The sequence below is a fragment of the Pseudomonas cremoricolorata DSM 17059 = NBRC 16634 genome (assembly GCF_000425745.1).
Taxonomy (GTDB): Bacteria; Pseudomonadota; Gammaproteobacteria; order Pseudomonadales; family Pseudomonadaceae; genus Aquipseudomonas; species Aquipseudomonas cremoricolorata.
This window is the reverse complement of the sequence record NZ_AUEA01000001.1, coordinates 291,428-302,864: the sequence shown is the minus strand read 5'-3', so window position 1 is coordinate 302,864 and position 11,437 is coordinate 291,428. Positions and strand designations below refer to the sequence as shown.

The window sequence follows — 11,437 nt, the reverse complement described above, 5'->3', positions numbered from 1 at the left end:
AGCGAAAAGTGCTTATAATGCCGGCGATTTTTCCCAGTCCCCGGACGCGTGCAATCCACTTCCCAACCTGGACACCCAAAAGCCTTGATACGCCTGTTGAAATTCTGCTGGTGGTCTTTCGTTGCAGTCATCTGCTCGCTCGTACTCGGTCTGAGCGGCGCGTTTCTGTATCTTAGTCCCAACCTCCCGTCGGTCGACTCGCTCAGAAGCATCCAGTTGCAGATACCCCTGAGGGTGTATAGCAGCGACGGCAAGCTGATCGCCGAATTCGGCGAGATGCGGCGCTCTCCCATCCGTTTCGAGGAAATTCCCCCACAGTTCATCCAGGCGCTTCTGTCAGCCGAGGACGACAATTTCCTCAATCACTACGGTGTCGACCCGGGCAGCCTGATGCGCGCGGCGACGCAGCTGGTGAAAACCGGCCACATCCAGACCGGCGGCAGTACCATCACCATGCAGGTGGCGAAGAACTTCTTCCTCACCAGCGAGCGCAGTTTCTCGCGCAAGACCAACGAAATTCTCCTGGCGCTGCAAATCGAACGCGAGCTGACCAAGGACGAAATCCTCGAGCTGTACGTCAACAAGATCTACCTGGGTAACCGCGCCTACGGCATCGATGCCGCCGCGCAGGTGTACTACGGCAAATCGATCCGTGACGTCAGCCTGGCGCAGATGGCGATGATTGCCGGCCTGCCCAAGGCGCCCTCGCGCTTCAACCCGCTGGCCAACCCAGTGCGCGCCAAAGAGCGTCGCGACTGGATCCTGGGGCGCATGTATCGCCTCGGCAAGATCGATCAGGCCAGCTACCAGAACGCCCTGGCCGAGCCGCTCAACGCCAGCTATCACGTGCCGACCCCTGAGGTGTACGCGCCTTACGTGGCAGAGATGGCCCGCGCCGAGATGGTCGGGCGTTATGGCAGCGATGCCTACACCGAAGGCTTCCGCGTCACCACCAGCGTGCCCAGCGATCTCCAGGAAATGGCCAACACCGCGGTGCTCAAAGGCCTCAGCGAGTACGACGAGCGCCATGGCTATCGCGGCCCGCTGGCGCGCTTCCCGGGCAAGAGCCGCAGCGAATGGCTGGCCGAGCTGAGCAAGCAGCGCACCCTCGGCGGCCTGGAGCCGGCCATCGTCACCCAAGTCGAGAAGACCGGCATCAGCGTGCTGACCCGCAGCGGCCAGGATCAGCAGATTGCCTGGGACTCGATGAAATGGGCGCGTCCGTTCATCAACACCAACGCCCAGGGCCGCGCGCCGCAGTCGCCGGCAGACGTCGCTCAGGTGGGCGACCTGGTGCGGGTCCAGCGCCTGGCCGACGGCACCTTGAAATTCAGCCAGGTGCCCGCAGCGCAAAGCGCCCTGGTCTCGCTAGACCCCACCAGCGGCGCGATCCGCGCGTTGGTCGGCGGCTTCTCGTTCGAGCAGAGCAACTACAACCGCGCCACCCAGGCCAAGCGCCAGCCCGGTTCGAGCTTCAAGCCGTTCGTGTACAGCGCGGCCCTGGACAGCGGCTACACCGCCGCCAGCCTGGTCAACGATGCACCGATCGTGTTCGCCGACCCCAACGTCGACAAGGTCTGGCGTCCGAAGAACGACACCAACACCTTCCTCGGCCCGATCCGCATGCGCGAAGCGCTGTACAAGTCGCGCAACCTGGTGTCGATCCGCTTGCTGCAAGCCATGGGTGTAGGCCGCACGGTCGACTACATCGCCCGCTTCGGCTTCAACAAGCAGGACCTGCCCTACAACCTGTCGCTGGCCCTGGGCACCGCCACCCTGACGCCCATGGAGATCGCCGCAGGCTGGAGCACCTTCGCCAACGGCGGCTACAAGATCAGCCCGTATCTGATCGAGCGCATCGAAAGCCGCAGTGGCGAGACACTCTTCACCGCCAACCCGCCACGCGTGCCACAAGGCGCCGAGGATCAGGCCGGTATCGCCGCACCGGAACAGCCGATCAGCACCGGCGGCCTGCCCGGCGAAGCGCCCAACGCCATCGACCAGGCCTTCGCCGCCACCCAGCCACCGGCGGTGGCCGAGCGTATCGTCGACGGTCGCACCACCTACATCCTCACCAGCATGTTGCAGGACGTGATCAAGCGCGGCACCGGACGCCGGGCGCTGGCCCTGGGCCGTAACGACCTGGCGGGCAAGACCGGCACCACCAACGAGTCCAAGGACGCCTGGTTCTCTGGCTACAACGCCGACTTCATGACCACCGTCTGGGTTGGTTTCGATCAGCCGGAAAGCCTCGGCCGCCGCGAATACGGCGGTACTGCGGCGCTGCCGATCTGGATGAACTACATGGGCGCTGCGCTGAAGGACAAGCCCAGCCACCCACCGGCTCAACCCCAGGGCATCCTCAGCCTGCGCGTCGACCCAATCAGTGGCCGCGCCGCAACGCCGAGCACACCCAACGCCTACTTCGAGCTGTTCAAGGCCGAAGACTCACCGCCCAATGGCGATGAGCTGGGCAACGGTGTAGCGCCAGGCAGCCCACTGCCGGCCGACGAATCGGCGCCCATGGACCTGTTCTAAGCGGCAAGCTTTAAGCGGCAAGCGGCAAGATGGATTGCGTCAGGGCGAGCCTGACGCGATCTATCACGGCACACCGCTCAGCTTGCGGCTTGCGACTTCAAGCTCGCAGCTGCCCCATAAAAAAACCCGCTCACCAGGAGCGGGTTTTTCATGCAAGGCCGCTTAGCCGTTGAAGACGTCATCCACACCCTTGAGCGGGTAGTGCTTCGGATACGGCAGGGTGGCGACGCCGGACTCGATGGCGGCCTTGGCCACGGCATCGGAGACCAGCGTGATCAGGCGTGGGTCCATCGGCTTGGGAATGATGTACTCACGACCGAACTCCAAGGCCTGAACGCCGTAGGCGTCGCAGACTTCCTGAGGCACAGGCTGCTTGGCCAGGTCTTTCAGGGCGATGGCGGCGGCGATCTTCATTTCTTCGTTGATGCGCTTGGCACGTACGTCCAGAGCGCCACGGAAGATGAAGGGGAAGCCCAGCACGTTGTTGACCTGGTTCGGGTAGTCGGAACGACCGGTGGCCATGATCACGTCGCTGCGGGTTTCATGGGCCAGTTCCGGCTTGATTTCCGGATCAGGGTTGGAGCAGGCGAAGACGATCGGGTTCGGCGCCATCGACTTCAGGCCTTCGGCGCTGAGCAGGTTCGGGCCGGACAGGCCAACGAACACGTCGGCACCGTTCAGGGCGTCGGCCAGGGTGCGCTTGTCGGTGGCGTGGGCGAACTGCGCCTTGTACTGGTTGAGGTCGTCACGGCCAGCGTGGATCACGCCGCTGCGGTCGATCATGAAGATGTTTTCGACCTTGGCACCCATGCTCACCAGCAGCTTCATGCAGGAGATGGCCGCAGCACCGGCACCGAGACAGACGATCTGCGCTTCAGGCAGGGTCTTGCCGGCGATCTCCAGGGCGTTGATCATGCCGGCCGCGGTGACGATGGCGGTGCCGTGCTGGTCATCGTGGAACACCGGGATGTCGCACTGCTCGATCAGCGTACGCTCGATCTCGAAGCACTCAGGGGCCTTGATGTCTTCGAGGTTGATGCCACCGAAGGTGATGGAAATGCGACGCACGGTGTCGATGAAGGCCTGCGGGCTTTCCGACTCGACTTCGATGTCGAACACATCGATACCGGCGAAGCGCTTGAACAGAACGCCTTTGCCTTCCATGACCGGCTTGGACGCCAGTGGGCCGAGGTCACCCAGACCGAGAATGGCGGTGCCGTCGGAAATCACTGCGACCAGGTTGCCCTTGCCGGTGTACTTGTAAGCCAGCTCTGGGTCACGGCCGATTTCACGCACCGGCTCAGCAACGCCCGGGCTGTAGGCCAGGGCCAGGTCGCGCGCGGTGGCGGTAGGCTTGGTGAGCTCGACGCTCAGTTTCCCCGGACGAGGCTGAGCGTGGTAGTCGAGAGCGGCAGTTTTGAGATCTGACATGGTAGGCATTCCGCTTTTTACTGTTCTGACGGGCCGCCGAGGATACGCAATGTGCCGGGGAGCGACAAGACTGCCCGGTCACAACTGTCAAGGCCCTTGGTCTACGACTTTGCGCTAGGACCTACGGTGGCGTGGAAAAGCCAGTGTGTACAATCAGCGATGATAGTGTCTACAACTTTCTATCCAGCTGGCCCTCTGAGCATGCTTGGGTGGCTCAGTTGCAGCTGCCAGCGCAGTGAGCGCGGCGTGGCGGCACGCGCACCTGAACGGCTGACGATCCAGCCCCGCACTTCCACCGTTCGCCCTTTGAGGGTATCCGCGAATGCCGCGGGATAACTGCGCAGCAGACGAGCGGGAAGGCGTACTCGCAGCACGCCATCGACATCCAGCAACAGCGCACCATTGCGCCGCTGCATACGCGTGACCTGGCCGCTGACCACAGCGAAACCGGAGTGTTTCAGCGTGCGCGCGCGTTGCACGGGTTGACCCTGCCAGAGCCCGAGACGGGCCGTACGTGCAGCCTGCTCTGCCTCGCCCTGACAGATCGCCAGACGCGTGTTGGGGGCGATTGCGCTGTGGTAGCCCAGCCCCTCACGCAGCAGTTGTGCAGCCAGATTGTCGCCAGTTCGCGCGTAGCCATAGGCGAGGATGCGGCCATAGCGGTCGTTGGACTCCGCCCCGCGGACGAGATGGATACGCCCGCCACTGGCCTCGACCAGCGCCTGCAAGCGCTGCCGCGCGGCGATGGCGTAGGGTTCACTGGCGCGCTTGCCGCGACCGACTTCCGGGGCGTTGATGCCGATCAGCCGAACGCTGCGGCCGTTGCCCAGGCGCAGGGTATCGCCATCGACCACCTCAGCGACCGCAACCGTCGCCTTGGGCAGCGGCAATGGGCACAGCGCTGCGGCCGAAAGGTGCCAGAAGACGCCCACAAAAAAGGCGCCCACCAGGGACGCCTTTTTTTGCAACAGTACGAACTCCGAAGAATTCGCCATGCGCAGTCTTACTTCTTGGCACCGAACATGCCGAAGCGATCTGCGAACTTCTGTACGCGACCACCGGTGTCGAGAACTTTTTGCTTACCGGTGTAGAACGGGTGGCACAGCGAGCAAACGTCGATCGACAGAGGCTTGGCCAGGGTCGAACGGGTTTCGAACTGAGCGCCACAGCTGCAGGTGACTGCAACTGCTTCGTAATTCGGATGGATATTGTCTTTCATCGTCATTTCCTCGAGCTGCGTGCCGCCACCCAACACCATTGTTGAATACCGCACGTAATTAGGCGGCGAATAATACCAGAGCGCGTCCTGAGCGCAAGTTGTCGCTTGCACCGACTGTCGTCTGCTAGGCTCGTCGCATTCTGAAACACCCTCCAGAGACCTCCCGCGTGTCCGACGTCATCCTGCGCCTCGCCCTGCCCTCGCCCTTGCGTCGCCTGTTCGATTACCGCGCACCGGCAGGCCTGGCAGGCCGCACGCTGACGCCGGGGATGCGCGTGCGCGTGCCGTTCGGCCGCCGCGAGATGATCGGCGTGCTGGTGCAGGTCGACGACCGCAGCGAGGTGCCGGACGACAAGCTAAAGCCTGCCCGCGCGCTGCTCGATGAGGTCTCGCCGCTGCCCCCGGCGCTGTTCAAGCTGTGCCTGTGGACCGCGCAGTATTACCAGCACAGCCTGGGCGACACCCTGAGCTGGGCCTTGCCCAACCTGCTGCGCCAGGGCGAGCTGGCCGAGGCGCGCCAGGAGCGCTACTGGCACGCGGCAGACGGCGCGAGCCTGAGTGACCCGCGCATCGCTCGCGCGCCGCGCCAGCGTGAAGCCTTGCAGACCTTGGCCCAGCACCCGCATGGGGTGGCCCACAGCCTGCTGAGCAAGCTGCAACTGAACAAGGACAGCCTCGACCTGCTGCTGGCCAAGGGCCTGGTGAACGTGGAGGTGCGGCGGCAACTGCCGGCGCCGCGCCATGAGCACTGGCTGGCGCAGCCGGAACTGACCCTCAACGACGAACAGCAAGCGGCGTTCGCCGCCGTGCGCTCAGGCTTCGGTGCCTTTCACGCCTTTCTGCTGGCCGGGGTGACCGGCAGCGGCAAGACCGAGGTGTACCTGCAACTGATCCGCGAAGCGTTGCAAGCCGGCAAGCAGGCGCTGATTCTGATTCCCGAGATCAACCTCGGCCCGCAGACCGTGGCGCGCTTCGAGCAACGCTTCAACGCGCGCATCGCCCTGCTGCATTCTGGCCTGAGCGACCGCGAGCGCCTGGACGCCTGGATAGCCGCCCGAGACGGCGAAGCCGACATCATCATCGGCACCCGCTCGGCGCTGTTCACGCCCATGAAGCACCCCGGGCTGATCATCATCGACGAGGAACACGACGGCTCCTATAAACAGCAGGAAGGCCTGCGTTACCACGCCCGCGACCTGGCGGTGGTGCGCGCCCATCAGGAGCAGATTCCGATTCTGCTCGGCTCGGCCACGCCCTCGCTGGAAAGCCTGCACAACGCCCACACCGGCCGCTACGGCCTGCTGCGCATGCATCAGCGTGCTGGCGGCGCGCAGCCGCCGCGGCTGCTGCGCCTGGACGTGCGCAGCCTGCCGCTGGACAGCGGCATCAGCGGGCCGTTGCAGCAGGCCATCCGCCAGACCCTGGAAGCGGGCCAGCAAGTGCTGGTGTTCCTCAACCGCCGTGGCTTCGCGCCGACACTGCTGTGCCACGACTGCGGCTGGTTGTCGGGCTGCCCGCGCTGCGACGCGCGGATGACCGTACACCAGCGCTCGGGCCTGCTGCGCTGCCACCACTGCGGCCATGAAGAACGCCTGCCGCAGCAATGCCCGCAATGCGATCACGTCGACCTGCGCCCCATCGGCGCCGGCACCGAGCGCGCCGAAGAACGTCTCAAGCTGCTGTTCCCCGATTACCCGGTACTGCGCGTCGACCGCGACAGCACCTCGCGCAAAGACGCCATGCACACGCTGTTCACCACCATCCAGCGCGGCCAGCCGAGCATCCTGGTCGGCACCCAGATGCTCGCCAAAGGGCACCACTTCCCCAGGGTGACCCTGGTCGCCGTGCTGAACGCCGACGGCGGGCTGTTCTCCGGCGATTTCCGCGCCAGCGAGCACATGGCGCAGTTGATCATGCAGGTCGCCGGTCGCGCGGGACGTGCCGAAGAGCCGGGCAAGGTGATCATCCAGACCCACCTGGCCGAGCATCCGCTACTGGTGCAGTTGACCGAGCAGGGCTACTTCGCCTTCGCCGAACAGGCCCTGAGCGAGCGTCGCAGCGCCGGCCTGCCGCCGTTCTCGCACCTGGCGCTGTTGCGTGCCGAGGCGCACAAGCCGGGGCAGGCCGAGGCGTTTCTCGACCTGGCGTGCTCGGCCGCCGAAGCCTGGCTGGCGGAATTTCCGCAGACCGGCATCGAGCTGCTTGGCCCGGTGCCAGCCCCGATGGAACGCCGCGCCGGGCGTTTCCGCGCGCAGTTGCTGGTGCAGGCCAGTGGCCGGGCGGCGCTGCACCGGCTGCTCAGCGCCTGGCTGGTGCAGCTGGAGCAATTGCCTAGCGGCCGACAGGTGCGCTGGTCGCTGGACGTCGATCCGGTCGACCTGTATTGAGTCACGCCCGCTGGCGGCGCGGTGTGCACGACCATTGGCCGTGAAAGGTTGGCAACCCGCTTCCGGCCACGGATAATGTGCAGTTTTTCCACCAGCGCATCGAAGCGCCCCGCCGCGCTTGCGGTCGAAAAGAGAACCTGATGAAAGACACCATTCGCCAGCTGGTCCAGCAAGCCCTCACCCAACTCGTCACCGACGGTGTGCTGCCTGAGGGTCTGTCGCCTGCGATCCAGGTGGAAAACGCCCGCGACAAGACCCACGGTGACTTCGCCAGCAACATCGCCATGATGCTGGCCAAGCCGGCCGGTATGAAGCCACGCGACCTGGCGGAAAAACTCATCCAGGCCCTGCCAGCCAGCGACGACATCAGCAAGGTGGAAATCGCCGGCCCCGGCTTTCTCAACTTCTTCCAGAACACCGCGGCCCTGGCCAGCCGCCTCGACGCCGCGCTCGCCGATGCACGCCTCGGCGTGCGCAAGGCCGGTGCCGCGGAAAAGGTGGTGGTCGACCTGTCGGCGCCGAACCTGGCCAAGGAAATGCACGTCGGCCACCTGCGCTCGACCATCATCGGCGACAGCGTGGCGCGCATTCTGGAGTTCCTCGGTGACGAGGTGATCCGGCAGAACCACGTCGGCGACTGGGGCACCCAGTTCGGCATGCTGCTGGCCTACCTGGAAGAAAACCCCATCACCAGCGACGAGCTGTCCGACCTGGAAAACTTCTACCGCGCGGCGAAGAAGCGCTTCGACGAATCCGAAGCCTTCGCCACCCGCGCGCGCAGCCTGGTGGTCAAGTTGCAGGCCGGCGATCCGGAGTGCATGGCGCTGTGGACGCGCTTCAAGGACATCTCGCTGTCGCACTGCCAGAAGACCTACGAGCAGCTCAACGTCAAGCTGAGCATGGCCGACGTGATGGGCGAAAGCGCCTACAACGATGATCTTGCCAACGTCGTCAGCGACCTCAAGCACAGCGGCCTGCTGGTCGAGAACCAGGGCGCGCAGTGCGTGTTCCTCGACGAGTTCAAGAATGCCGAAGGCGACCCGCTGCCGGTGATCGTGCAGAAGGCCGACGGCGGCTACCTGTACGCCACCACCGACCTGGCCGCCGTGCGCTACCGCAGCAACGTGCTCAAGGCCGACCGTGCGCTGTACTTCGTCGACCAGCGTCAGGCGCTGCACTTCAACCAAGTGTTCGAAGTGGCCCGCCGCGCCGGTTTCGTCGGTCACCCGATGCGCATGGAGCACATGGGCTTCGGCACCATGAACGGCGCCGATGGCCGCCCGTTCAAGACCCGCGACGGCGGCACGGTCAAGCTGATTGACCTGCTCAACGAAGCCAAGGAGCGGGCCTACACGCTGGTCAAGGAAAAGAACGCAGGCCTGGGTGAAGAGGAACTGCGCCGTATCGGCGAAGTGGTGGGCATCGGTGCGGTGAAATACGCCGACCTGTCCAAGCACCGCACCAGCGACTACAGCTTCAACTTCGAGCTGATGCTCAACTTCGACGGCAACACCGCGCCCTACCTGCTGTATGCCTACACCCGGGTTGCCAGCGTGTTCCGCAAGCTGGGCAAGGGCTTCGAGCAGGTCGAGGGCAGCATCGTGCTGCAGGCGGCCCACGAGCAGGAGCTGGCCGCGCGCCTGGCGCAGTTCGGCGAAGTGCTTAACAGCGTCGCCGAGAAAGGCACGCCGCATGTGCTGTGCAGCTACCTCTACGACATCGCTGGGCTGTTCTCCAGCTTCTACGAGAACTGCCCGATCCTTGCCGCCGAAACGCCGGAGTTGCAGCAGAGCCGTCTGCGCCTGGCCGCGCTGACCGGCCGTACTCTCAAACAGGGCCTGGAACTGCTTGGCCTGGAAACCCTGGAGCGCATGTAACTTGGCCGCCAAGAAAAAACCTGCCCCCAAGCGCGGCGCCAGCCGCCAGCAAGCCCCCAGCAAGAAGCCGATTCCGGGGTGGATCTGGCTGGCGGTGGGCCTTACCGTGGGCGCCTTCGTGGTGTTTCTGATGAAGCTCGAACCGGGTTCGGGCGACATCCAGCGCGCCAAGCCCGAGAAGCAGGCGCCGGGCAAAGTCGCAGAGGCCAACAAGACCGCGCCGTCGCCGCAGCAGCCGGTCAAGCCCAAGTACGACTTCTACACCCTGCTGCCGGAATCGGAAGTCATCGTGCCGCCTGAAGCGGTGCCGGAGAAAACCCCGCCGGTGCCTGCGCAGCCGGTCACCCCGGTGACCCCTGCCGAAGCCGCGAAAATCGACACCGCTCGCGCTCAGGCAGCGCTGCTCGGCCAGACCCCGCCACCCGCCCCGCCGGTGATCAAACCTGCGGCCACCACGCAGTTCTTCCTGCAGGCCGGCTCGTTCCGCAAGCAGGCCGATGCCGACAAGGTGCGCGCGCAGATCATCCTGCTCGGACAGACGGTCAAGGTCGAGTCGGGCACGGTGAAAGAGGAAACCTGGTACCGCGTGCTGGTCGGTCCGTTCAGCAACCGTGAACAGCTCACCGTGGCGCAGAAACAACTGGCCGGGGCAGGTTTCAGCAACCTGCTGCTGCAACAGCGACAAACCCGTCAGTAACGGAAAAGGCCCTGCCAGCGATGCTGACAGGGCCTTTTTTCCAGCTCAGCGGCGGCCGGCGTTGACCTCGGAGATCTGCCGATTGAGGGTCCAGAAGTCGTACAGCACACCGAGCAGGAACAGCCCACCGGTGCACAGGTAGATCAGCGCGGAAATCCACTTGCCCTGGTACAGCCGGTGCAGGCCGAACACGCCGAGGAAGGTCAGCAGAATCCACGCCAGGCTGTAGTCCACCCGCCCCGGCTGGAAACGCGCATCGGCCTCGCGGTCCATGGCCGGAATCAGAAACAGGTCGATCAACCAGCCGATGCCTAGCAGGCCCAGGGTGAAGAACCAGATCGTGCCGGTGATCGGCTTGCCGTAGTAGAACCGGTGTGAGCCGGTGAAGCCGAAGATCCACAGCAGATACCCCAGCACTTTGCTGTGGGTGTCGTGCAATGGCTGACTTTGACCATAACCATTCATTGAGTAATCCTCGCCGCTTATACAGAAAATTTTCTAAAAAAAGTTGTGACTTTTTTCAAGATGGCCGACGGGCGGTAGCCTCGCAATCGACCAACGGATCAGGAGTTGATCAAAAAGCTGTTATAAAGTTGCGCGCCAAACACACAACTTTCATAAGAGCTTCATCTATGCCGCCTCTGTTCAAGACATGGCTGACCCTCTGTCTATTATTGCCACTGGCCGCCCACGCCACCAATCGTGAGCAACGTCTTCCCAACGGCTTCACTGGCCAGACCGTGCACAGCGCCTCGGTCAAGCGTCCACAAGTCAAGCACCTCAACGTTCTGCGCGCAGTTCCGGTCAGCAGCAAAGCGCACAACTTGCCCACCGCCGCAGTCCCGGCCAAGCAAAGCAACGCCGTGCTCAGCCGCGCCGTAAACATGCTCGGTACGCCCTATCGTTGGGGCGGCACTAGCCCGAAAAAAGGCTTCGATTGCAGTGGTCTGGTGCAGTACGCCTTCAATGACGTCGCCAACGTCGACCTGCCGCGCACCTCCAGCGCCATGGCCGCCGGTCACGGCGTCAAGGTCGCCAAGACTGACCTGAAGCCGGGCGACCTGATCTTCTTCAACATCAAGAGCCGCCGGGTCAACCACGTGGCCATCTACCTGGGCAACGATCGCTTCATCCACGCGCCACGGCGTGGCAAGAAGGTCAGCATCGACACCCTGAAGAAACCCTACTGGCAGCAGCATTACGTGGTCGCCAAACGCGTGCTGCCCAAAGAGCCGCTCAATGCGCAGGACCTGAAGATCGCCAAGCGCTGAGGCACTAGTCCCTGCAT

Annotated in this window: 9 protein-coding genes; 5 read left to right on the top strand and 4 right to left on the bottom strand. The window is 64.2% G+C overall.

Annotated features, from left to right (window positions below; all coding sequences use genetic code 11):
- Positions 1-84 precede the first annotated feature (84 nt).
- Complete coding sequence (locus tag H618_RS0101345) at positions 85-2,538, top strand: penicillin-binding protein 1A (protein WP_028693348.1); 2,454 nt, start codon at positions 85-87, stop codon at positions 2,536-2,538.
- Positions 2,539-2,700: 162 nt separating this feature from the next.
- On the opposite strand, the gene H618_RS0101340 is transcribed toward H618_RS0101345, so the two are convergent.
- The 3 genes from H618_RS0101340 to rpmE all read right to left on the bottom strand — a co-directional run bounded on the left by H618_RS0101340 (position 2,701) and on the right by rpmE (position 5,188).
- Complete coding sequence (locus H618_RS0101340) at positions 2,701-3,969, bottom strand: malic enzyme-like NAD(P)-binding protein (protein WP_028693347.1); 1,269 nt, start codon at positions 3,967-3,969, stop codon at positions 2,701-2,703.
- A 179-nt stretch (positions 3,970-4,148) separates the two neighbouring features.
- The gene (locus H618_RS0101335) at positions 4,149-4,970 is read right to left on the bottom strand and encodes a thermonuclease family protein (protein ID WP_028693346.1); all 822 of its coding nucleotides are present in this window, start codon (positions 4,968-4,970) and stop codon (positions 4,149-4,151) included.
- Positions 4,971-4,972: 2 nt separating this feature from the next.
- Positions 4,973-5,188 carry a 50S ribosomal protein L31 gene (gene rpmE, locus H618_RS0101330; RefSeq protein WP_028693345.1) on the bottom strand — a complete coding sequence of 72 codons (216 nt, stop codon included), beginning with the start codon at positions 5,186-5,188 and terminating at the stop codon, positions 4,973-4,975.
- 167 nt (positions 5,189-5,355) lie between these two features.
- On the opposite strand from rpmE, the gene H618_RS0101325 reads away from it, so the two are divergent.
- From H618_RS0101325 to H618_RS0101315, 3 genes are all read left to right on the top strand, one after another.
- The gene (locus H618_RS0101325; protein WP_028693344.1) at positions 5,356-7,575 is read left to right on the top strand and encodes a primosomal protein N'; all 2,220 of its coding nucleotides are present in this window, start codon (positions 5,356-5,358) and stop codon (positions 7,573-7,575) included.
- Positions 7,576-7,715: 140 nt separating this feature from the next.
- Positions 7,716-9,452 carry an arginine--tRNA ligase gene (gene argS / locus H618_RS0101320; RefSeq protein WP_028693343.1) on the top strand — a complete coding sequence of 579 codons (1,737 nt, stop codon included), beginning with the start codon at positions 7,716-7,718 and terminating at the stop codon, positions 9,450-9,452.
- A gap of 1 nt (position 9,453) precedes the next feature.
- The gene (locus H618_RS0101315; RefSeq protein ID WP_028693342.1) at positions 9,454-10,149 is read left to right on the top strand and encodes an SPOR domain-containing protein; all 696 of its coding nucleotides are present in this window, start codon (positions 9,454-9,456) and stop codon (positions 10,147-10,149) included.
- A gap of 45 nt (positions 10,150-10,194) precedes the next feature.
- Here the strand turns inward: H618_RS0101315 and H618_RS0101310 are convergent, their stop codons facing one another.
- The gene (locus H618_RS0101310) at positions 10,195-10,614 is read right to left on the bottom strand and encodes an NINE protein (protein ID WP_028693341.1); all 420 of its coding nucleotides are present in this window, start codon (positions 10,612-10,614) and stop codon (positions 10,195-10,197) included.
- 167 nt (positions 10,615-10,781) lie between these two features.
- Here H618_RS0101310 and H618_RS0101305 point away from each other — a divergent pair, with 167 nt between their 5' ends.
- Complete coding sequence (locus H618_RS0101305) at positions 10,782-11,420, top strand: C40 family peptidase (RefSeq protein WP_028693340.1); 639 nt, start codon at positions 10,782-10,784, stop codon at positions 11,418-11,420.
- Positions 11,421-11,437: the final 17 nt, after the last annotated feature.

What these genes read in the sequence shown, in the direction of transcription:
- H618_RS0101340 (WP_028693347.1), bottom strand. Translation starts at nt 3,969, where the DNA reads ATGTCAGATCTCAAAACTGCCGCTCTCGACTACCACGCTCAGCCTCGT.
- rpmE (WP_028693345.1), bottom strand. Translation starts at nt 5,188, where the DNA reads ATGAAAGACAATATCCATCCGAATTACGAAGCAGTTGCAGTCACCTGC.
- argS (WP_028693343.1), top strand. Translation starts at nt 7,716, where the DNA reads ATGAAAGACACCATTCGCCAGCTGGTCCAGCAAGCCCTCACCCAACTC.
- H618_RS0101310 (WP_028693341.1), bottom strand. Translation starts at nt 10,614, where the DNA reads ATGAATGGTTATGGTCAAAGTCAGCCATTGCACGACACCCACAGCAAA.
- H618_RS0101305 (WP_028693340.1), top strand. Translation starts at nt 10,782, where the DNA reads ATGCCGCCTCTGTTCAAGACATGGCTGACCCTCTGTCTATTATTGCCA.